This window comes from Vibrio sp. BS-M-Sm-2 (assembly GCF_041504345.1).
Classification (GTDB): Bacteria; Pseudomonadota; Gammaproteobacteria; order Enterobacterales; family Vibrionaceae; genus Vibrio; species Vibrio satsumensis.
Genome location: NZ_CP167894.1, coordinates 2,155,553 through 2,178,945, shown reverse-complemented (window position 1 = coordinate 2,178,945; position 23,393 = coordinate 2,155,553). Strand labels below are relative to the sequence as shown.

19 protein-coding genes and 1 pseudogene are annotated in these 23,393 nt (G+C 45.1%); 16 read left to right on the top strand and 4 right to left on the bottom strand.

Translation table 11 applies throughout. The features are described from left to right. Positions 1 to 274 precede the first annotated feature (274 nt). Positions 275 to 1,183, bottom strand: coding sequence for a CDF family cation-efflux transporter FieF (gene fieF, locus AB8613_RS09880; RefSeq protein ID WP_210446822.1), 909 nt, complete (start codon positions 1,181 to 1,183; stop codon positions 275 to 277). Between the two features lie 163 nt (positions 1,184 to 1,346). Further along, positions 1,347 to 1,856, bottom strand: coding sequence for a CpxP family protein (locus AB8613_RS09875; protein WP_372383788.1), 510 nt, complete (start codon positions 1,854 to 1,856; stop codon positions 1,347 to 1,349). A 178-nt stretch (positions 1,857 to 2,034) separates the two neighbouring features. Between AB8613_RS09875 and AB8613_RS09870 the strand changes: the two genes are divergently transcribed. From AB8613_RS09870 to trmL, 4 genes are all read left to right on the top strand, one after another. Beyond that, a complete protein-coding gene (locus AB8613_RS09870; protein ID WP_146492413.1) occupies positions 2,035 to 2,724 on the top strand; it encodes a response regulator in 690 nt (229 codons plus the stop codon). Further along, the gene (gene cpxA / locus AB8613_RS09865; protein ID WP_285953292.1) at positions 2,724 to 4,103 is read left to right on the top strand and encodes an envelope stress sensor histidine kinase CpxA; all 1,380 of its coding nucleotides are present in this window, start codon (positions 2,724 to 2,726) and stop codon (positions 4,101 to 4,103) included. The genes AB8613_RS09870 and cpxA overlap by 1 nt, the downstream gene beginning before the upstream one ends. Positions 4,104 to 4,179: 76 nt before the next feature. After that, a complete protein-coding gene (locus tag AB8613_RS09860) occupies positions 4,180 to 4,797 on the top strand; it encodes a superoxide dismutase (protein ID WP_372383787.1) in 618 nt (205 codons plus the stop codon). Between the two features lie 77 nt (positions 4,798 to 4,874). After that, complete coding sequence (gene trmL, locus AB8613_RS09855; protein ID WP_060983415.1) at positions 4,875 to 5,354, top strand: tRNA (uridine(34)/cytosine(34)/5-carboxymethylaminomethyluridine(34)-2'-O)-methyltransferase TrmL; 480 nt, start codon at positions 4,875 to 4,877, stop codon at positions 5,352 to 5,354. A 167-nt stretch (positions 5,355 to 5,521) separates the two neighbouring features. Here trmL and AB8613_RS09850 read toward each other — a convergent pair whose 3' ends face one another. Beyond that, on the bottom strand, positions 5,522 to 6,046 hold the full coding sequence (locus AB8613_RS09850) for an FxsA family protein (RefSeq protein ID WP_060983416.1): 525 nt from the start codon (positions 6,044 to 6,046) through the stop codon (positions 5,522 to 5,524). A gap of 284 nt (positions 6,047 to 6,330) precedes the next feature. Here AB8613_RS09850 and aspA point away from each other — a divergent pair, with 284 nt between their 5' ends. The 11 genes and pseudogenes from aspA to AB8613_RS09795 all read left to right on the top strand — a co-directional run bounded on the left by aspA (position 6,331) and on the right by AB8613_RS09795 (position 20,935). Beyond that, a complete protein-coding gene (gene aspA / locus AB8613_RS09845; protein WP_146492410.1) occupies positions 6,331 to 7,782 on the top strand; it encodes an aspartate ammonia-lyase in 1,452 nt (483 codons plus the stop codon). A gap of 180 nt (positions 7,783 to 7,962) precedes the next feature. Beyond that, entirely contained in the window at positions 7,963 to 9,270 is a 1,308-nt protein-coding gene (locus AB8613_RS09840; protein WP_017630904.1) for an anaerobic C4-dicarboxylate transporter, read from the top strand. Positions 9,271 to 9,777: 507 nt separating this feature from the next. Beyond that, positions 9,778 to 11,225: pseudogene (locus AB8613_RS09835) on the top strand (YfcC family protein). A gap of 808 nt (positions 11,226 to 12,033) precedes the next feature. Next, the gene (gene arcA / locus AB8613_RS09830; RefSeq protein ID WP_146492409.1) at positions 12,034 to 13,257 is read left to right on the top strand and encodes an arginine deiminase; all 1,224 of its coding nucleotides are present in this window, start codon (positions 12,034 to 12,036) and stop codon (positions 13,255 to 13,257) included. Positions 13,258 to 13,328: 71 nt separating this feature from the next. Continuing rightward, complete coding sequence (gene arcC / locus AB8613_RS09825) at positions 13,329 to 14,240, top strand: carbamate kinase (RefSeq protein WP_285953290.1); 912 nt, start codon at positions 13,329 to 13,331, stop codon at positions 14,238 to 14,240. 141 nt (positions 14,241 to 14,381) lie between these two features. After that, entirely contained in the window at positions 14,382 to 15,392 is a 1,011-nt protein-coding gene (locus AB8613_RS09820; RefSeq protein WP_017063666.1) for an ornithine carbamoyltransferase, read from the top strand. 484 nt (positions 15,393 to 15,876) lie between these two features. After that, positions 15,877 to 16,806 carry an aspartate carbamoyltransferase gene (pyrB, locus tag AB8613_RS09815; RefSeq protein ID WP_004729720.1) on the top strand — a complete coding sequence of 310 codons (930 nt, stop codon included), beginning with the start codon at positions 15,877 to 15,879 and terminating at the stop codon, positions 16,804 to 16,806. 15 nt (positions 16,807 to 16,821) lie between these two features. Beyond that, positions 16,822 to 17,286 (top strand): aspartate carbamoyltransferase regulatory subunit, encoded by a 465-nt coding sequence (pyrI, locus tag AB8613_RS09810; protein ID WP_060983419.1) that lies wholly within the window; start codon positions 16,822 to 16,824, stop codon positions 17,284 to 17,286. A 326-nt stretch (positions 17,287 to 17,612) separates the two neighbouring features. Next, complete coding sequence (locus AB8613_RS09805; RefSeq protein WP_285953288.1) at positions 17,613 to 18,101, top strand: arginine repressor; 489 nt, start codon at positions 17,613 to 17,615, stop codon at positions 18,099 to 18,101. A gap of 175 nt (positions 18,102 to 18,276) precedes the next feature. Next, on the top strand, positions 18,277 to 20,094 hold the full coding sequence (locus tag AB8613_RS09800) for a protein-disulfide reductase DsbD (RefSeq protein ID WP_372383786.1): 1,818 nt from the start codon (positions 18,277 to 18,279) through the stop codon (positions 20,092 to 20,094). A gap of 211 nt (positions 20,095 to 20,305) precedes the next feature. Next, positions 20,306 to 20,935 (top strand): response regulator transcription factor, encoded by a 630-nt coding sequence (locus AB8613_RS09795; RefSeq protein WP_012604978.1) that lies wholly within the window; start codon positions 20,306 to 20,308, stop codon positions 20,933 to 20,935. On the opposite strand, the gene AB8613_RS09790 is transcribed toward AB8613_RS09795, so the two are convergent. Further along, a complete protein-coding gene (locus tag AB8613_RS09790) occupies positions 20,932 to 22,683 on the bottom strand; it encodes a potassium/proton antiporter (RefSeq protein WP_210446829.1) in 1,752 nt (583 codons plus the stop codon). The two genes, AB8613_RS09795 and AB8613_RS09790, sit on opposite strands and share 4 nt — an antisense overlap. 438 nt (positions 22,684 to 23,121) lie before the next feature. Between AB8613_RS09790 and AB8613_RS09785 the strand changes: the two genes are divergently transcribed. After that, the gene (locus AB8613_RS09785) at positions 23,122 to 23,388 is read left to right on the top strand and encodes a DUF4212 domain-containing protein (protein ID WP_010435433.1); all 267 of its coding nucleotides are present in this window, start codon (positions 23,122 to 23,124) and stop codon (positions 23,386 to 23,388) included. The last annotated feature ends 5 nt before the right edge of the window (positions 23,389 to 23,393 follow it).

Genomic DNA, 23,393 nt, shown 5'->3' with positions numbered 1-23,393 from the left:
GCTTGCTGACTGTATATCAACAAGATTTTAAATCTGTATTTGTGCTTTATGTTACATTTCCTCAAAGGGAATAGCACTTAAATCGCGTAAATTTATGTAACATTTCTACTTCTGTAAGAGTATTACAGTTTTACTCAATAACTTTGTTGATTCACATCAGAATCAACATTAATTGTTATCAGCTGTATTTTGTCTCACCAAAGAGCTAGCAATTTTTACTCACTTTAGTTCAAAAGCCACTCACTTACCATTTGCTACCCATTTTTTAGCACGCTTACCATGAGTGGGATTTCTGCTGCTTCTCTGGTCCAAATACGACCGAGTATGGATCTTGATGAATTAATACATCAGCATCAGGGAAAACAGAGATAAGCTTGTCTTCTACTTCGTCAGAAATGCGGTGCGCTTCAATAAGTGGGATATTATCTTCGAGTTCTAAATGTAATTGAATGAACCGAACAGGCCCTGAACGGCGCGTTCTTAGTTGATGCACACCCAATACCCCTTCCACACTCAACGATGTCTCTTTAATTAGCTTGAGCTCTTCATCAGGCAACTTCCTATCAAGCAGAGATTGAATCGCCTCCATCGCCATTTGATAAGCGCTGTAAAGAATGTAGATACCGATACCAATCGCGAATACTGAGTCTGCTTGACCGATGCCAAACCAACTAAGTGCCAATGCCAGCATGATCGCCGCATTCATATAAAGATCAGACTGATAATGAAGAGAATCGGCAGCTATCGCCTGGCTACCTGTTTGGCTCACAACGTACTTTTGGAATCGAACCAAACCAAAGGTCATTACAATCGCGAACAAGCTGACATAAATGCCAACTTCTGGAGAATTCAGCTCATGTGGTCGGAAGAAACGCTCTATACCATTAAGAATAAGGAAACAAGCGGAACCAGAAATAAACATCGCTTGTGCTAATGCGGCAAGAGATTCAGCCTTACCATGGCCAAAGGTATGCTCTTTATCAGCGGGTTGCAGAGAGTAGCGAACAACGACGAGGTTGACTACAGAAGCAGCGATATCCAACAGTGAATCAACAACAGAAGCTAATAAACTGACTGAACCTGTCACCCACCACGCTGCAACCTTCACAACCAATAATATGGTAGCAATGATGGTGGCTGCCCAAGCGGCGAGCGTAACTAAACGTGCATATTTTTGTTTCATAAATTGGCTATAAAGTGACTGATAGCACAAAGTATAACCCGCAAACAACCGATTGAATATGACAGCCATGATGTAAAATATTCATTTTTAAGGATCAAAAAAAGCGGCACACAGCCGCTTCTTTGCAAACACCTTCATTCAACTAGGTTTTTCAAACCATGAATTACTGATTTTTGTTCATATGCTTTTCCATTTTGTCCGCACACTTCGCCATGCGCTCTTGCTGGATTTCTTTCAGTTGAGTCTTTTGCTCAGGTGTTAGTACGCTCATCATTTGATGTTGTTTCTTAAGCATTGCTACGCGACGCTCAGTTTGCTTCTCAACCATTTGGCTTGCTAGGTCGTTTGCTGCCGCTTCGTCAAAGTTGTCTGCAAGTACCAATGCTTGAACTTTCTCGTGATGCGCTTTCATTTGCGCCATCTTGTCAGCTTTATTGCCTGAATGTTTTGCTTTCATCTCAGCGCGATTCGCTTCACGCATCTCTTTTAGTTCTGCTTTTTGAGCATCCGTTAGGTCTAGCTGACGCATCACTTTCTTATCGAAGCCGCCACATTTGCCGTGCATACCTTTGTGGTCGCCTTTATCACCACCACCGTAAGCATACGCGCTTGCTGTACCAAAGATAAGTGGAAGTGCCGCAGCTGCTAGTACAAGTTTCTTAGTCATTTTCATAATTGTTGCCTCAATTCGGTATAATAAGTCATGTGTTGCGTCTGTTTCTCAGCGCTTGAATATAGATTAGTCTTTCCCTCGTAAAGTGACGTTTAGAAAGCGTAAAGAATCGTAAAGAGTGAAAGTTGACGAATAATTAGCAGTATTATTAACCCAACTAAATGATTAAGGCTTCCCAATGGCGAACATTCTTCTTATTGATGACGACACCGAGTTAACCAGCTTACTCAAAGACATTCTGAGCTTTGAGGGCTTCACTGTTTCCGAAGCCAATGATGGCTACGCGGGGCTCGAGGCGATCAATGATGAGATTGATTTGATTCTTTTGGATGTGATGATGCCGCGTCTTAATGGCATGGAAACACTAAAGAAGCTGAGAGAAAATTGGGAAACACCCGTGCTCATGCTGACCGCAAAAGGCGAAGAGATCGACCGTGTGATTGGCCTTGAACTTGGCGCGGATGATTACCTACCTAAGCCTTTCAGTGACCGCGAATTGTTAGCGCGTATTCGAGCTATCTTGCGCCGAACGCAGACCACTGCGGCACCTAAAACCACCAGCGATAAGGTTCAATATCAAGACATCGAGGTATTCCCTGGCAAACAAGAAGCTTATTGTAATGGCCAGCTTATCGACCTCACCACTACCGAGTTCGCCCTGCTGAGCCACCTAATCCAGAACCCGGGGCAAGTGATCACCAAGGAAACGTTGAGTTTAGATGTGCTCGGTAAAAGACTAGCAGCATTTGACCGTGCGATAGACATGCACATATCCAACCTGCGTAAAAAAATTCCTGAACGCAGTGACGCCAAACCTCGCATCAAGACCTTACGTGGCCGTGGTTACTTATTGGTAGAGGAAGATTAATGCGTATACCTAAAATCACCAGCTTATATGGACGTATCTTTGCTATCTTTTGGTTCACCATGTTACTGGTGCTTTTGTCGGTACTGTCGCTTCCCCATTTAGACCCGCGTGTAGCACGCGATGTACCCGCGGATCATCTCAATAAATTAGAGCGTATCGCTAAATTCACAGAGAAACGCTACGCCAAAGAACCGAATCTGGGCAAAATTGTATTCCAACTTGAGGCACCACGTAGCCGCAAGGACTCACGAGCTCGCATCTACTTAACCGACCTTGAAGGAGCCGTCCTTACCTCTAAGAGACATTCAGACTACAAGTTGAAGGCAATTCGCAACTTTGTGACCTCAATTGAGAACCCTGAAGTGCCGAAACAAAAGCTCTACGGACATTACATGGTGGCCGGTCCAGTACCGATCAAACTGGCAGGTGAAGAGTTGTTGATGTATGCCGGAGTGAAATGGAATCAACCACCGCCATTCTTGTTACGCCTGTTTGATAGACCTTTACAGCTATTGCTTGCTGTCATGTTAGCGAGTACTCCGCTATTACTTTGGCTAGCTTGGGCACTGAGTCAACCAGCTCGCAGGCTAGAACGCGCTGCGCAACGTGTAGCAAAAGGCCAGTTTGAGGTCGACCCAACACTTGAAAAAGGTACCTCTGAATTCAGACAAGCGGGTGAAAGCTTTAACCAAATGGTCGAAGCGGTAAACCAGATGATTTCGGGGCAACAGCGACTACTCTCTGATATATCACACGAGCTCCGCTCACCACTGACTCGTCTGCGCATGGCGAATGCGCTGGCAATTCGTAAACAAGGTGAGAGCCAAGAACTTGAACGTATTGATACCGAAGCACAACGTCTTGAACAGATGATCAGTGAGCTACTGACGTTATCTCGTATGCAAGTCGACAGCCACATTACTCGTGAGGTTCAGCCTATCTCGAGTCTATGGGAAGAGATCTTGAAAGACGCACAGTTTGAAGCCGAACAGATGGGCAAACAACTGACGTTCTCAGAGATCCCTGAGCGTTCTATTTCGGGTAACCCTAAGCTGCTGATGAGCGCGCTAGACAACATTACACGCAATGCGATCTACTACGGCAAAGACCAAGTGGATGTGCAATTCCATGTGGTTCAGGATCAGCTAACAATTTGCGTCAATGATAATGGTGATGGTGTACCAGAGGATGAACTCGATTCTATCTTCAGGCCTTTCTATCGAGTTTCCACTGCTCGTGATCGTAACTCAGGCGGTACTGGACTTGGGTTAACCATTACTGAGAGTGCAATTCGTCAACACAGCGGAACCATCACTGCAAGCCGCAGCACGTTAGGCGGATTACAACTCGAAATCACCCTACCTATCTTACCGGTGTAATATCCCTACAAAGATCATAGTTGATAATGATTGTTATTATCATTATGGTAAATCCTCTAATTAAGGAGGATTTACCATGTCTCATACTTTCCCAGCTCTGCCCTACGCTTACGATGCCCTAGAACCTTACATCGATGCCAAAACGATGGAGGTGCATTACAGTAAGCACCATAAAACTTACTACGATAAGTTTATTACGGCTGTCTCTGGCAGCGAACTTGAACAGCAATCACTGACTGAAATCTTCGCCAACATCTCCCAACACAGCCCTGCCGTTCGTAACAATGGTGGTGGTTACTACAACCACATCTTGTATTGGAACTGCATGTCTCAAGACGGCGGTGGTGAACCAACGGGTCAACTCGCTGAGGCGATTAAAAGCACATTTGGAGATTTTGCAGCATTCCAAGACGAGTTCGCTCAAGCGGCAATCAACACCTTCGGCTCTGGCTTTGCTTGGCTAGTGGTAGAAGAAGGACAACTCAAGATCGTCTCAACCTCAAACCAAGATAATCCTTGGATGGATACAGTTGCCAGCGATGGTGAGCCGATTCTCGCGCTCGATGTTTGGGAACATGCTTACTACATCAGCTACCAGAACCGTCGTCCTGATTACATCAATGCATGGTGGAACGTGGTGAATTGGAATGCAGTATCAGAAAACTACGCACAAACATTAGCGAACAACGCGTAAGCTGATGGTGACGAACTGTACTCACTCAGCTTGCCACCGTATACTCTGGCTATCTTTGATTATTCTTGTGAACCAACATGTTTGATATCGCTTTATACGAACCAGAAATTGCACCCAATACGGGTAACATCATCCGCCTATGTGCTAACTGCGGCGCAAACCTTCACCTTATCGAACCGCTTGGCTTTGATTTTGAAGAGAAGAAAGTTCGTCGTGCAGGCTTGGATTACCACGACCTAGCGCGAGTTAAACGTCACAAGAACCTAGAAGCCTTCCTTGAGTATCTAGAAAATGAGCGCGAGGGTGGTTTCCGCATCTTTGCTTGTACCACTAAAACAACAGGTCACCACGTTGATGCAAAATTCCAACAAGGTGATGTGTTGATGTTTGGCCCAGAAACACGCGGCCTGCCAGCTGAGTTCATCGAAAGCATGCCGATGGAACAACGTATTCGCATTCCAATGATGCCAGACGCACGCAGCCTCAACTTATCAAATGCTGTAGCAATCATCGCGTTTGAAGCATGGCGACAAATGGGATTTGAAGGCGCGGTATAATGCCAATCGCAGTAAATAACCGCTCATCCGCCCTGTTATTTATTACTTGATATCACGAGTAAGTAATACTCAATAAAAAAGGCTGTTACCGTTATCACTTTCTGACGAAGGATAAAGGTAACAGCCTTTTCTGTTTTTCCCTCTATATAAAGAAGAGGGAAAGTGGATTAGTTTAGTCGGTTACGATCGTTATCGTCGTCTTTCTTCTCAAACTCACCTTCAAAGGTGTTGCCATCTTTTGACTGGTCAAATGGGTCACGATTGAATGGGTCTTGTCCAAAAGGACTCTGACCAAAGCCAGTTTGCCCACCCGCATGGAAACCACCAGACATATTTTTAACCACCATTTTTTCCATCATTTTCTTGGCAATCATCGCTCTTGGTGCTGGTAGCAACACCAACATACCCAGCGCGTCTGTCATGAAACCCGGAGTCAGCAGTAATACGCCTGCAACCGCAAGCATCACTCCTTCAAGAATCTGTTGTGCCGGCATTTCGCCTTGTTGCAATCGACCTTGAACAGACATAAGTGTCTGAATACCTTGGCTACGAACAAGAGATGCACCAACAAATGCAGTAATCAAAACCAACGCAATAGTTGGCCACAATCCTAAGAAGCCACCAACTTGAATAAATAGCCCAATCTCAATGATGGGTACGAAGATAAATAGTAATAATAAGATAGGAAACACACGCCCTCCTTTGTTACTTGCAGTTTACGCTGAAAGCCCTACCAATCTCAAATTTATCCTGTAAATGAGCGTGTTTATTGACCCGGAATAAGTTTGCTGAATATTGACGAAACAAAACCGAAAAAGGTGATCAACTTAATATTTTTATGCGCTAAGTACAGTATCATGTGCCACATAAGTCAGGACGGATTTATCAGCCCAATATTCTAGCGAACGGAGTATTTGCACACAGAATAGGCTAATAACTAACTATATAATCAGAATAATTCTCTAAGGATCCTGTTATGGCTACTCAATCAGAAGCTCAAATTGAAGCTCCTCAAGCTACTCGTCTCGAAGAAGATCTATTAGGTCAACGTCATGTTCCGGCTGATGCTTACTACGGCATCCACACTCTACGCGCAGTTGAAAACTTCAACATCTCAAATGTAACGATCTCAGATGTACCTGAATTCGTTCGCGGTATGGTAATGACCAAGAAAGCGGCGGCTTTAGCAAACAAAGAGTTAGGTGTAATCCCAAGCGAAGTGGCTAAATACATCATCCAAGCTTGTGACCTAATCCTAGACACGGGCAAGTGCATGGATCAGTTCCCATCGGACGTTTTCCAAGGTGGTGCTGGTACTTCTGTAAACATGAACGCGAACGAAGTTATTGCGAACGTGGCACTTGAACTTATGGGCAAAGAAAAAGGCCAATACGAGTTCATCAACCCAAATGACCATGTAAACCGCAGCCAATCGACAAACTGTGCTTACCCAACTGGCTTCCGTATCTCTGTTTACAACAGTGTTCGTAAACTGATCGACGCTATCGAATACCTAAAGGGCGCATTCGAGCTTAAGAGCCAAGAATTCAATACAATTTTGAAGATGGGTCGTACTCAACTTCAAGACGCAGTTCCAATGACGGTTGGCCAAGAGTTCCATGCTTGGGCAGTAACCATCAATGAAGAAATCAAAAACCTAGAATACACTTCAAAACTACTGCTTGAAGTAAACCTAGGCGCAACAGCTATCGGTACCGGTCTAAACGCAGCACCAGGCTACCAAGGTCTTGCAGTGAAACACCTAGCAGAAGTAACTGGTCTTGAATGTGTCGCGGCTGAAGATTTAATCGAAGCAACGTCTGACTGTGGCGCATACGTAATGACGCACGGCGCACTTAAGCGTCTAGCGGTTAAACTGTCTAAGATCTGTAACGATTTACGTCTACTTTCTTCTGGCCCACGTACTGGCCTGAACGAACTGAACCTACCTGAACTACAAGCTGGCTCTTCAATCATGCCTGCTAAAGTAAACCCAGTTGTACCTGAAGTAGTAAACCAAGTTTGCTTTAAAGTTCTAGGTAACGACAACACGGTTTCTTTCGCTGCAGAAGGTGGTCAACTGCAACTGAACGTTATGGAACCTGTAATCGCACAAAGCATGTTTGAGTCTCTAGACATCCTAACAAACGCATGTGTGAATCTACGCGACAAGTGTGTAGACGGCATTACTGTAAACAAAGAAGTATGTGAATCACACGTATTTAACTCTATCGGTATCGTAACTTACCTAAACCCATACATTGGCCACCACGAGGGTGACATTGTCGGTAAGATCTGTGCTGAAACAGGTAAGAGTGTACGTGATGTGGTTCTAGAGCGCGGTTTATTAACCGAAGAAGAGCTTGATGACATTTTCTCTGTTGAAAATTTAATGCATCCTCAGTATAAAGCAAAACGCTACGAATAACGTTAGCGAAAAAGGGCTCCAAGCGGAGCCCTTTTTTAGGCTCCAATACGGTTAACCCTGCTTATTATGTGGATTTCCATTGGTTGCGTTTTTGCTAAATTGAATCTAAACCATAGAACTATTATGTGAACATTCCATCGGCGAATGTTCACATAATAAAATCTAAATGAGGTGTTACTTATGATTGCAGTAGAACTATTTATCGTCCTGCTCTTTATCTTTTTGGGGGCCAGAATTGGCGGTATCGGTATTGGTTTTGCCGGTGGTGCTGGTGTTATTGCCCTTTCACTTATTCTTGGCGTTCCAACAAGCCAATCTTTCATCCCGATCGACGTAATCTTGATCATCATGTCGGTTATTACCGCTATTGCTGCAATGCAAGTTGCTGGCGGTATGGACTGGTTGGTGCAAATTGCAGAAAACTTTTTGCGTAAACACCCTGAACGCATCACCTTTTACGCGCCGATTGTGACCTTTGTAATGACACTAATGGCGGGTACTGGTCACACAGCATTCTCTACGCTTCCTGTTATTGCAGAAGTAGCGAAAGGCCAAGGTGTTCGTCCTTCGCGTCCACTGTCTATCGCGGTTGTCGCTTCTCAAATTGCCATCACAGCTTCGCCAATCTCGGCAGCGGTTGTGGCTTTCGCAGCAATGCTGGCACCATTTGGTGTTGATTACCTAACGCTATTGATGGTTTGTATCCCAACAACCTTCATCGCTTGTATGGTTGGTGCTGTTGTTGCGAACTACATGGGTAGCGAACTGAAAGACGATCCTGTTTACCAAGAACGTCTAGAGAAAGGTCTAATCAAACTGGCGACAGAAGAGAAACGCGAGATCCTTCCTACAGCGAAGAAAGCAACGTACATCTTCCTAGCTGCGATTGGTTTCGTGGTTTGTTACGCAGCGGCTATCTCTAGCTCTGTTGGCCTAATTGAAAACCCAGCGCTAGGTCGTAACGAAGCGATCATGTCTGTGATGCTGGCAGCGGCAGCGGCTATCGTGATGTTCACTAAGATTGATGCAGCGAAGATCTCTTCAGCGCCAACGTTCCGCTCTGGTATGACAGCGTGTGTTTGTGTACTTGGTGTGGCTTGGTTAGGTTCAACGTTTGTGAACGCACACGTTGCTGAAATCAAAGACGTAGCAGGCGCTCTACTGGCTGATTACCCATGGATGCTGGCTCTTGTTCTGTTCTTCGCTTCTATGCTGCTTTACTCTCAAGGCGCAACAACGGTTGCACTGATGCCTGCAGCACTAGCAATTGGCGTAGCACCACTAACAGCCGTTGCTTCTTTTGCTGCGGTAAGTGCTCTGTTCGTACTGCCAACTTACCCTACGCTACTAGCGGCAGTTGAGATGGATGACACAGGCTCAACACGTATTGGTAACTACGTATTCAACCACCCATTCTTCATTCCAGGTGTGGTAACAATCAGTACTGCGGTAGCACTAGGCTTCGCATTCGGCGGTCTGTTTATCTAACATACGCTGGCGATTGAACATTTAAAAGGAAGCTTCGGCTTCCTTTTTTGTTTTCTGCTCAATGTATTATTTGATACGCATCAAATAACCATTATAAAATTTAAAAACGTCTTAAAAATAAAGTTTGAATAAAATTCCAAGATTATTCTAGCCGTTCATAAACAACACCTACCAAATCAATCATCCCCCACTTACCCTTAATCCACAACGAATATTAATCCAAGCTAACTAACCAAAAAACCTTGCCATTTTTTTACCATTTTCTAACCCATTCATTGGCCATTATTTTTGTGAACAGCACCAAACTTAAATTCCAACGTAAGGAATAAAATAACCGCAGCTAAAATAAATCTAACTTCATTTGGATTGGTAAATATAAAAACATTAATTTAAAACATCCAACTTTATATCGTTGGATATTTTATAAGTGTCAATGTATTTACAATCTATAAATCATTAGTCGCTAATTCACATCACTTCTATTTAAGATGATGTAAGGAGATAGCCATGACAACTCAAACGATACCAAGCGAGAAAAAAAGGGCGGCTTCTTTGCCAACTTTAAATTCCCTTCTGCCTACACCATTCTATTTATTCTCATTGCGTTCGTCGCTCTGCTTACCTGGATTGTTCCAGCAGGCCAATACGACCGCGCAATGAATGAAGAGCTAGGTCGAGAAGTACCCGTAACCGGCACCTATCAAGCGGTAGAAGGTAACCCTCAAGGCGTGATTGATGTACTGCTAGCGCCTATTGATGGCTTCTACGACCATAATAGTTATGAAGCGGCCGCAATCGACGTTTCACTATTCATTTTAATCATTGGTGGCTTCTTAGGACTAGTAACCAAAACTGGCGCCATTGATGCGGGTATCGAGCGCGTCACCGCCCGCTTAGAAGGGCGAGAAGAGTTGATGATACCAATCCTGATGGCACTGTTTGCCGCTGGCGGTACTGTCTACGGCATGGCGGAAGAATCACTCCCATTCTATACATTGCTAGTGCCTGTAATGATGGCTGCTCGCTTTGACCCTCTAGTTGCCGCTGCAACCGTACTGCTTGGCGCAGGCATTGGGGTGCTGGGTTCAACAATTAACCCATTCGCAACCGTGATCGCTGCTAACGCCTCTGGTATTCCATTTACAGACGGTATCGTGTTGCGTATTGCGATGTTGATTATTGGTTGGGGTATTTGTGTTGCCTACGTGATGCGTTACGCAAGAATGGTTCAAGCCGATCCAACAACATCAATTGTCTACGATAAATACGAAGAGAACAAAGCGCACTTCTTAGGTAATGCGAGCGGAGAGAAACTTGAATTCACCGCGACTCGCAAACTGATTCTGACCATTTTTGGTGGCTCGTTCGCTGTGATGATTTACGGTGTATCCGTTGCTGGATGGTGGATGGCAGAGATCTCAGCAATGTTCCTAGCAGCAACCATCATCGTCGGTATTGTGGCTCGTATGAGCGAAGAAGAGTTTACCACCAGCTTCATTGATGGTGCCCGCGACCTACTTGGCGTTGCGCTTATCATAGGTATTGCACGGGGTATCGTGGTGGTGATGGACCGCGGTATGATCACTGATACAATTCTCTTCTCTGCAGAGCAAATGGTAACGGGGCTTTCTTCAGTTATCTTCATTAACGTGATGTTCTTCTTAGAGATTCTACTGTCGTTCTTAGTTCCATCGACGTCTGGTCTAGCAGTATTGACCATGCCAATCATGGCACCACTGGCTGACTTTGCCGGTGTAGGTCGCGACTTGGTTATCACTGCGTACCAATCTGCATCCGGCTTGGTCAACCTAATCACCCCGACCTCTGCGGTGGTGATGGGCGGCTTGGCGATTGCTCGCGTCCCTTATGTACGCTGGGTTAAATGGGTGATGCCATTAGTCGGTATCTTGATGGTGTTCTGTATTGTTGTACTGAGTATTGGTGCGCTGATCTAACTAACAGCACTTCACTCCTTTCTCATCCAAAGCCGCTTCTCACAGCGGCTTTTTTATTGCTTCCTCTCCCAATGTAACCCTCTGCTACTAAAACAGCTCCTCAAAGCCATACACGCGATATTCAAGCTATCTTCTGTTCGTAGCAAAGCTCAGCCAAACCCAAAGCACTCGCAATAGAAGAATCAATCCGACTTTTAAACATCAAATTAGCTTGAGGAAATAACACTCTATTTTCAACTGTGATGTTTAAACAAATAGTTAGTCACTTATTAGCGTTAATTATATTTAAAGTAATTTACATACTAATAGACAAACGATAGTTAATGCCATTTTTTATCAAAAAACACACTTAAACAGACGATTTTAAAATGTGATCACAACAGCTTTATTCGCATTTACTTTGTTAATAAATAATTAATTCCATATCCAAAATTAAATATCTAAATAAAAACACTGCATACTTCCAAGCTAAGTACACTCTTATCAATAAAAACATTCTGCATATAATCCCTCGTAAATTAGATTCTAGTAAGTTTCGTCAAAAAAGCGTGCATAAAGTTCCCAAACAGCTAACTATTTAGAATGTATTGCTCATAACTAAAAGTGCATAAAGTTTGTTAAAACCCTTAATTTTAAAGGGCTGCGGGATAAAAAACGATTTGTGATAGATCTCTAAGAATACCTGACTAGCAGGCGTAATATTAATTCCAGACAAGAGATGTGAATAAATAATTCATTCTTCTCAACTGAAAATAAATAATTACTCTTAGCGATAAAAGTAATTCAAATATATAAGAGAGAGACGATCATGAGTAAGTTCTATGTTGGTTCTGAAATAGGTCAATTACGCCGCGTTCTAGTTCACCGCCCAAGACGCGCACTGACTCACCTAACACCCTCTAACTGTCACGATTTGCTATTTGATGACGTACTGGCTGTTGAGCGCGCAGGTAAAGAGCATGATGCATTTACTAAAACGCTACGTGATCAAGGTGTTGAAGTTCTTCTTCTTACTGACCTACTAGCAGACACACTAGCAGTGCCAGAAGCGAAAGATTGGCTTTTGAATCATCAAGTTTCTGATTACCGCTTAGGTAAAACTTTTGCTAATGACGTGCGTTGCTACTTAGGCGACTTACCGAACTTAGAGCTAGCAAAAATCCTAACGGGCGGTCTGTCTTACGCTGAAATGCCAATGAAATCATCTTCAATGATGCAAGGCATGCACGCACCGACCGACTTCATTATCGAACCGCTACCAAATCACCTATTTACTCGTGACACATCTTGCTGGGTATACGGTGGCGTATCTATCAACCCGATGGCGAAACCTGCTCGCCAACGTGAAACCAACCATGTTCGCGCTATTTACCGCTGGCACCCAACATTCGCAGGCCAAGACTTCATTAAATACTTTGGTGATGAAGAAAATATCAGCTACGACAACTCAACGATTGAAGGTGGTGACGTTCTTGTTATCGGTCGTGGCACAGTTCTTATCGGTATGTCTGAGCGTACAACAGCACAAGGTGTTGAGCACTTAGCGTCTAGCCTATTCAAACACGGTCAAGCGAAACAAGTTATCGCAATGCAACTACCAAAACACCGCTCTTGCATGCACTTAGACACCGTTATGACTCACATGAACGAAGATACCTTCTCTGTTTACCCTGAAGTTGTAAGTAAAGACGTGCAGTGCTGGAACCTAACTGGCGATGAGTCTGGCGCAGTGAAAGTGAAAGAAGAGGGCTACTTCGTAACGGCTATCGAAAAAGCACTTGGCGTAGACAAGCTAAACCTAATCACGACCGGTGGTGACAACTTCCATGCAGAACGCGAACAGTGGAACGATGCGAACAACGTTCTTACCGTTAAACCAGGCGTTGTTATTGGCTACGAAGGCAATACATACACCAACGAAAAATACGACAAAGCAGGCATCACGGTTCTTCCTATCCCTGGAGATGAACTTGGCCGCGGTCGCGGTGGCGCACGCTGCATGAGCTGCCCAATTGAGCGTGATGGTATCTAATCACTAAGACGAAACGGCCAAGTTGAACGACCTTAAATAATCTCAGCTTGGCCAAATGAGAGAACACAATTATGACTAAGCAAACTGTTGTTGTCGCACTCGGTGGAAACGCCCTACTTCGTCGTGGTGAGCCGTTAGAAGCCGATGTTCAGCGCCGTAATATTGAAACAGCTGTTAAAACCATCTCTGAAATCGCGAAAGTGTACAACGTGGTTTTAGTTCACGGTAATGGCCCACAAGTTGGTTTACTTGCTCTGCAAGGTTTGGAATACAAAAAAGTAAATCCGTATCCATTGGATGTGTTGGGCAGTGAGACTCAAGGCATGATCGGCTACATGTTGATGCAGGAGTTCAAAAACTATCTGCCTAACCGCAACATCTCATGCATGTTGACGCAAATGACAGTTGATCCAAACGATCCTGCATTCGCAGATCCAACCAAGCCGATTGGTCCGATCTACGAAGAAGCTGAAGCGCGTGAATTGGCTGAGAAATTCCACTGGATCGTTAAACCAGACGGCCAACACTTCCGTCGCGTGGTGCCAAGCCCACGCCCTACTGGCATTGTTGAGCACGAAGCAATCACCCAACTTATCGGTGCCGGCCACCTAGTAATTTGTACTGGCGGCGGTGGCATCCCAGTCAAAAAAGAAAACGGCAAATTAGTCGGTGTTGAAGCGGTTATCGACAAAGACATGTCAGCGGCTTTCTTAGCGAAACAACTGGATGCGGATGCGCTGCTTATTTTGACCGACGCTGACGCTGTTTACCTTGACTGGGGCAAACCGACTCAACACGCACTGCGTAGCACTACACCAAGTGAACTGGCGCAATTCGAATTTGATGCAGGCTCAATGGGGCCAAAAATTGAAGCGTCGTGCGAATTCATCCAACAAGGCGGCAAGGTCGTCGGTATCGGTGCGCTCGAAGATGGTTTGCAAATCCTGCAAGGCCTGGCGGGCACCAATATCACCAAAGATTAATCCACTCGCGAGCTTTTCAAGCCTTGCGAGAAAACTGAATCACCGTTTGAACTGAAATTAATACACAAAAATTGAATCGCGCTTTCTTGAATTTTCTTTCCCTGTAACAGGAAAGCGCCTAAATCTAAGAAGGAATACATCATGGCTTTTAACCTACGCAATCGTAACTTCCTAAAACTACTAGATTTCACTCCACGCGAAATTCAACACTTGTTAGATCTTTCTATGGAGCTAAAAAAAGCGAAGTACAACGGTTACGAACAGCCGACACTGACTGGCAAAAACATTGCACTTATCTTTGAGAAAACCTCAACTCGTACTCGCTGTGCATTCGAAGTCGCGGCATTCGACCAAGGTGCTCGCGTGTCTTACTTAGGTCCATCTGGCTCTCAAATTGGCCACAAAGAATCTATGAAAGATACCGCTCGCGTTCTTGGCCGTATGTACGATGGCATTGAATACCGCGGCTTCGGTCAAGAGATCGTTGAAGAACTAGGCGCTTACGCTGGTGTACCTGTATGGAATGGTCTGACTGACGAATTCCACCCAACTCAAATCTTGGCTGACTTCCTAACCATGACGGAATACGGCCGTGGTAAACAACTGCATGAAATCAGCTTTGCTTATCTAGGCGATGCTCGTAACAACATGGGCAACTCTCTGATGGTTGGCGCTGCGAAAATGGGTATGGACATCCGCCTTGTAGCTCCAAAGCAATTCTGGCCACAAGAAGAGCTACTAGCTCAATGTCGTGAAATCGCAGAACACACTGGCGGCAAAATCACGCTAACAGAAGATGTTCAAGAAGGCGTGCAGGGTTGTGACTTCCTATACACCGACGTTTGGGTATCCATGGGCGAAGCGAAAGAAGCATGGGCTGAGCGTATCAACCTAATGATGCCTTACCAAGTGAACATGGAAATGATCAAAGCAACAGGCAACCCACATGTGAAATTCATGCACTGCCTACCGGCTTTCCACGGCGAAGATACAACAGTCGGTAAGCAACTTGCTGCTGAATATCCGCAACTTAAAGATGGCGTAGAAGTGACAGATGAAGTAGTCGAGTCTGAATACTCAATCGTATTCGATGAAGCAGAAAACCGCATGCACACCATCAAAGCAGTCATGGTTGCGACACTAGGCAGCTAATAAATTAAAAAGTTACGAAGTTAAAAAATTAAGCACTCACTTGTTCGCAAGACATTGACAAGTTAAGTGCAATAACAGGGAAATGCGGGTGGCGTTCTTGGGATTTTGACCTTGGATAAAACCCGCATTTTTTTTCATGTACTAAAAAAGATTATTACCTGAAAAACCCTGAGATTCGCAGTTCCGACAAAGGCTTAAATGGAAGCTACAAACGGACGTGATTTCGCATAAAAATCCATTAAATGAATACTTTACAGAAAGTATTGCATGGCCTTTTTATCTGAGTATAATCCTCCGCAATTTGTCTAAAGAGAGCAAAAAATGAACCGCAGTTCTGTCGCACATAATTGTCAAACTACACGCCAAAGAGTGGCGTTAGTGTCATTTTTATTTTGCTCTATTGATCGTTTCGAAGCCTCCTATTTTTAGGGGGCTTTTTTTTGTCCGCAATTTGACTGTATGCATAGAAAAAGGAAGACCCGTTATGGCGCATTCGTTATTTAACAAGCACATCATCTCCATTCCAGAGCTCTCTCGTGATGAACTGGAGCTTATCGTCGATACTGCAGCAAGACTCAAAGCAGAGCCAAACCCAGAGCTGCTGAAAAATAAGGTGGTTGCGAGCTGCTTCTTTGAGCCTTCAACTCGAACTCGCCTTTCATTTGAAACCGCAGTTCAACGCCTAGGTGGCACTGTCATCGGTTTTGATAATGGCGGTAACACGTCATTGGCGAAAAAAGGCGAAACACTTGCCGATTCGGTGCAAGTTATCTCTTCTTACGTTGATGCCTTTGTGATGCGTCATCCACAAGAAGGCGCAGCACGTTTAGCCTCTGAGTTCTCTAACGGTGTGCCAATTGTGAATGGTGGCGATGGTGCCAATCAGCACCCAACACAGACCTTGTTGGATCTATTCTCGATTTACGAAACGCAAGGCACGCTCGACAACCTCAATGTGGCATTCGTTGGTGACCTAAAATATGGCCGCACCGTACACTCATTGACGCAAGCACTATCAAAATTCAATAACGTACGTTTCTTCTTTATTGCGCCAGAAGTGTTAGCGATGCCTGATTACATCTGTGAAGAACTGGAAGAGATGGGTATCCAATACAGCACCCACAGCAGCATTGAAGAAGTGGTGCCTGAGCTGGATGTTCTGTACATGACTCGCGTACAGAAAGAGCGCTTTGATGCATCAGAATACGCGCACATGAAATCGGCTTACATTCTAACAGCTGATACGCTGAAAGATGCACGCCAAAACATGAAAGTGCTTCACCCACTACCACGTGTCGACGAAATCACAACTGATGTAGATAAAACGCCACACGCTTACTACTTCGAGCAAGCTGAAAATGGTGTGTATGCTCGCGAAGCCCTATTAGCCCTAGTTCTAAACGACACTTTATAAGCAGGAGAAACAGTCATGGTTAAACAAACTCAGCTACAAGTAGAAGCCATTCGTAACGGCAGCGTCATTGACCACATCCCTGCTCACCTTGGGATCAAAATCCTCAAGCTGTTTAAATTGCACAAGACCGAGCAACGCATCACCATGGGATTAAATTTGCCATCATCAGCACTGGGTCATAAAGATCTGATCAAGATTGAGAACATCTTTCTAACCAAAGAACAAGCCAACCAATTGGCTCTGTATGCTCCGCAAGCGACGGTGAATCAAATTGAAGAGTACAAGGTGGTCAACAAGTTAACACTGGTACTGCCAGACCAAATCAATAGTGTGTTCGCTTGCCCAAATAGCAACTGTATTTCACACGGTGAGCCTGTTGAAAGTAGCTTTAAAGTTCAGCTTAAACAGGAAAACGTGCAACTAAAATGTCACTACTGTGAAAAAGTATTCTCTCGCGAGATCATGAGTGAAATTCGCTAACCCTTAGCGCTATTACCTCCGCAACAAAAACCCTTTATAAGTTATGGATATTTATTCCCAACGCGGAATAAATATCCACTTAACCAAAGAATAAAACTCCACAATAAAAGCAATTAACCAGAATTTTGTTTGGTGATCGCCTTCAAAAAGATAACTATCCTTTAGTGGTAAACTCAATGCATAGATGATCATACATCTCGCATACCCTCCCTCTTATTTCGGGGTTCATCGGTAAGCCCTAATTAACAATCGTACTCTACGGCTTTGGGAGTGCGTTCTGCGCTATGGACAAGCGATATCAACACGTTGACCTTAAGGAGTTGTTCATGAACCCAATCACTGAGCACGGTTGCTTGTATTCAGCTGAAGATAAAACACTGACTGCCGCGTGCAAACGCTTACTACAACAGCAAAGCTTCTCGACCCAGAACCAACTGCGCGAGAAACTCGTCGATATTGGCTATACAGGCATTAGCCAATCGACCGTCTCTCGCATTTTGTCACAGCTTGGCGTTGTCAAAATTCAGAATGCCTGTGGCAAAAAGGTTTACTGCATCACGGTTGAAAGCGCGCCTGTGCGTGTCGATGCCTCAATCTCATCACAAATCGAATTAATTACTCACAACCAAGCGATGGTGATTGTAAAAACAAACCCTGGTTGCGCACAGTTGGTCGCAAGATTAGTCGATATCGACCCACATACCGAGATTATCGGTACGGTTGGCGGCAATGACACCGTGCTCATTATTCCAAAAGACACGATGAACATTGATGCTTGTGAACAAGTAGTAAGAGCACGCTTAGGTGTTGCCTAAATGTCTTATTGGCAAGGGCTGTTCACTGCAGTTGCGCAGCTAACCCTCTCTCGACTGCCTAAGAAAGTGGCTCACCCGCCCTAGCGGATATTTGCTGGTCGATGAAACTAATCACAAACTATTACGGTCTGATTGAGTTAAGATACCTTCAACTCCATTTTGATGACTAAATAGTATGCGACGACTTGCCACATTACTTTTTGTTTGCGTTTCCCTGTTCACCCAGCCTGCGTGGGCGCTTTTTGGAAACGACAACGCCGAGCCAAGCTTCGGAGGCAATAACAACGGTTTTGTCCCTGTAGACCAAGCTTTCCCTTTCAATTACTACCAGCAAGACGGCAAGGTCCTTCTCGACTGGCAAGTAAAAGAGGGCTACTACCTCTATCAACATAGCCTCTCGTTCACTGGCCAAAACCTCGCTATCGGCAACGTTGAAATGGAAGATGGCCAACCACACCAAGATGAATTCTTCGGTGAGGTGAGCATTTATACTCAGCCGTTATTCGTGCAAGTTCCGCTACAGAGTTACCAAGATGGCTCACAGCTGATCGTTAAGTATCAAGGCTGTGCAGATGCTGGTTTCTGCTACCCACCAGAAACTCGAGTAATCGACATAGCACCGTTTGAAGCAACGGGTTCAAGCGACACTACCAGCAACCAAGCGAACACCGCACCACAAGTTGCTTCTCCAAAAGCAGATGTGGCAAATAACACGACACCACAATCAAGCGCACCCGTTTCAAAAGAAGCGAGCCTAGCCGATAAACTCGGTGACAGTTGGTGGACTCCATTATTATTCTTAGCACTCGGTGTTGGCTTAGCCTTTACGCCGTGCGTTCTGCCTATGTACCCAATTCTGACGGGTATCGTATTGGGTGGCGGCAAGCTCAGCCAAGGTCGCGCTTTGATGTTGTCCTTCATCTATGTGCAAGGCATGGCGTTAACCTACACCTTATTAGGTTTAGTGGTTGCTTCTGCAGGCATGCAGTTCCAAGCTGCTATGCAACACCCTTACGTGCTGATCGCGCTGAGTGTTCTATTCGTGGCGTTAGCGATGTCAATGTTTGGCGTTTATAACCTGCAACTGCCAAGCAGCATCCAAACTTGGCTTAACAATCAAAGCAACAAGCAGCAAGGTGGCAATAGCTTGGGCGTGTTCGCGATGGGCGCTATCTCTGGCTTGGTATGTTCACCTTGTACCACGGCGCCATTGTCAGGTGCGCTGCTGTATGTAGCTCAGAGTGGCGACCTATTTACCGGTGCGATTGCTCTGTATGCGTTAGCTATGGGTATGGGTATCCCGCTGCTCTTGGTTGCGGTATTTGGTAATAAGCTACTGCCAAAAGCAGGCAGCTGGATGGATAAGGTGAAGATCGTATTCGGCTTTATCTTGCTGGCAGCGCCTATCTTCCTGCTAGAGCGCATCATCCCAGAGCTATGGGCAACCGTGCTTTGGTCTGGCCTTGGCTTCATTGCCTTCGGTTGGTTGTATCACAGCAAGAATGCACTGCCATTTGGCGGCTGGAAGCAGAGCGCTGTGGGCATCATCGCAATGCTTGGTCTGTTTGCTTCTGCACAACCCGCATTGAATTACTGGTTTGCAGAAAAGAGCGTGGTGGTTGAACAGCAAATCCAATTTGCACGCATCAACACGGTTGAAGAATTAGAAATCCAGCTCATCGAAGCCAAGAAACTGGGTAAGCCTGTAATGCTCGATTTCTACGCCGATTGGTGTGTGGCGTGTAAAGAGTTCGAGAAGTACACCTTCCACCAAGCTGATGTGGAAAACAAGCTTTCTGACTTCGTACTGCTACAAGCGGATGTAACGAGAAACATGCCTCAAGACATTGAACTTCTTAAACAATTACAGGTGCTCGGCTTACCGACGATTGAGTTCTGGGATGGTGAGGGTAACCATGTTCCAAATGCTCGTGTAACCGGTTTTATGCCTGCCGATGTATTCTTAAAACACATGCAAAACCACCAGCTATAACGGTAATATTCACTAAAATATAGCCGAATCGAAAGCCGCACCGCCCCTCCGTAACGAGATGGCAGTGCGGCTTTTTTGCTATTCAGAGTAACGCTTTCTTATTCCGGGGATAAAAGTCGATATGGTTCAGACTTTTAATGCATAGATATTGTCCACATACTCAATCAGGATGATAATAAATATTAACTAAATTGTTAAAAGTATGAACGTCATGGACTCGACCTATACCATCATCATTGCTGATGACCATCCTCTCTTTCGCAACGCCCTGTTTCAGTCAGTTCATATGGCGATCAGTGGTGCGAACCTGCTTGAGGCTGATTCCCTCGATGCCTTACTGACTCTGCTAAAGAAAGAAGATGAACCAGACCTGTTGCTTCTCGACCTTAAGATGCCGGGTGCCAATGGGATGTCTGGCTTAATTCAACTGCGTGCTGAATACCCAGATTTACCGATTGTAGTGATCTCTGCCAGCGAGGATGCCAGCGTTGTCACTCAAGTGAAGAGCCATGGTGCCTTTGGCTTTATTCCTAAGTCGAGTGATATGCGTGAATTGGTCAGCGCACTCAATCAAGTGCTGAATGGCGACCCGTTCTTTCCTGAAGGGCTGATCACCAACAATGCAGCCTGTAGCGACCTTGCGGAAAAGCTTTCCACATTGACGCCTCAGCAATACAAGGTATTAGGGATGCTTTCAGACGGCCTGCTGAACAAGCAAATCGCGTATGAATTGAATGTTTCGGAAGCGACCATCAAGGCACATATGACAGCCATCTTCCGTAAACTGGATGTGAAAAACCGAACTCAGGCGGTTATCTTGCTACAAGAAGTCCACAACTAAGCTTCACTGATATCCTCTTCTAAAGTCGTCTTTGGTAAACATAAACCCAACCTGACGACTTTATGATCATCTATCTCTGCAACCACCCAAGTAATGTCATGCCACACAAAACTATCGCCTAATACAGGATGTGCACCAAGCTCTCGCTCAGCCAATTGTTTTAGCGTTATTTCTCGCTCTTCTTCCGAGCCCAGTTCAATACCATAACAATCACTGACCGCTCCAACCGATAGTTCGACATCCAAGAAGAAATCACCAAAGAATCGAGCGGTCTCTTCAGCTAGAGGAGCCTCACTGAATAGCGCACTTAAGCTATCTAGGTCTTTATCTTGGCCAAGCACACAAAGAATATCGTTCGCCTCTAACACGGTGCTACCCGATGGGTGAAGCAAAGCATCTTTTCTAAACAGTGCCGTAATTCGTGTCCCTTCAGGCATGGACAAACGCTTAAGCGGTTCACCAACACACCACTTTTCCTCTTTCAGCTTGTAGACAAACATCTCCCACTCACTGGTCGGATAAATCTCCATGCCGGTACGAGAAATTGGGGTTGGTGTCGGTGGTAAGGTCACCTGAGCCAACCTCGCAACTTTCATCAAGCTACCGCCCTGAACAATCAGCGAAACCATAACCACGAAGAAGGCGATATTGAAGTAAAGCTGGGCATTAGGCAGGCCAGCCATCATCGGGAACACCGCCAAAATGATCGGCACAGCGCCACGTAAACCTACCCAAGAAACAAACCAACGTTCTTTGGTGGTAAAGCTTCTGAACGGCAGTAAACCCAACCAAACAGACAACGGGCGAGCAAACAAAATCATACCGAAAGCCAATGCTAACGCAGGAAGTGCAATGTCCATCAATGTCGATGGCGTCACCAATAATCCCAGAACCAAGAACATCACGATCTGGCTTAGCCACGTCATGCCATCAAGAACATTAAGGATAGAGTGTCGAGAGCGAGTTGGACGATTACCAATGAACAAGCCAACGAGGTAGATCGATAAGATACCGCTGCCGCCAAGCATGTTAGAGAACGCAAACAGAGCCACACCGCCACTGAGCACCAGAATAGAGTAAAGACCATCAGCCAGTTGCACTCGATTGATAAGACTCCATAGCACCCAGCCCCCACCAAGGCCGATAAGAGTGCCGATACCAAACTGCATCGCGAAGCTTTTCAGTAGGAAGTTCATCCCCATTTCAGCATCAGGAGTGCCCAGCAGCGCAATTAAGGTCACCGTCAGGAACACCGCCATTGGGTCATTGGTACCGGATTCGATCTCTAGGGTTGAGCCAACACGTTCATTGAGGCTCTGCCCTTTCAACAAAGAAAATACCGCAGCTGCATCGGTCGAACCCACAATCGCACCAACTAAGATACCCTGCATCAATGACAGATCGAACAGCCAAGCCGCCATTAAGCCCGTTAGGGTTGCAGTACATGCGACACCTATCGTCGCCAGCGAGAGCGACGGCCAAAAAGCGACCTTAAAGCTAGCGACCTTAGTTCGCATACCGCCATCAAGCAGGATCACGGCAAGCGCAAGGTTACTCACCAAGTAAGTGAGGGAGTAGTCGTCGAAATTGATGCCACCGGGCCCATCTTCACCGGCTAACATGCCAACGAAAAGGAAGATCAAAAGAATAGGAACGCCCAATCGAGAGGACACTTGTGAGAAAAGTACACTGATGGCGATGAGTACGGCACCAGTCAAAAATAAGTGATTAATGGTTATTGCGTCCAATTCGTTCCCCCAAAGAATAAAACTCGAGCTTTAAGCCTGTTGATCTTTTGCCACTAGCTTGTTGATCTTATGCCGTTAAGCAAGTCACAGCCGGTGAAAGTACCGTAGTTACTATAACAAACTTATGTTTCGCTTCGTGTCATAGGCAGGACTAAATACCGTTTCTCGGTCATTTAGTTGTTAAATTTTATGACTCGCCGCCTAATTCATACGTTTTTGTTAGACCTTAGGCTAATTTAACAACATTGCAACATCACATTTTTCTATGGTTATGCCTTCTAACTCCCATATTTCAGTGGATTAGCGCTAATAGCGTCCCGACTAAAGTTGCACAGATCACTTTACTTATCCTTGCTACATTCTAAGTCGTAACATTACGTTAACACGGTAATTTTCTACAGAAACAGTTTCTACGGAAACGAAATAAAGGAGAAGGCAATGGCGTTCGAATCTACGGAACATGCTCAAGCCTACTGGAAGGAAAACTTGGGAATTATGGGAACACTGCTCGCGGTCTGGTTTGCAGTGTCTTACGGCGCTGGCATCTTATTTGTGGATGCCCTCAATACCGTTCAGTTTGGCGGGTTCAAGCTAGGGTTTTGGTTCGCTCAGCAAGGTTCGATATACACCTTCGTGGCGCTGATATTTATTTACGTTGTTCGCATGAATGCGCTCGACAAAAAATACAACGTACAGGAAGACTAGAGGCT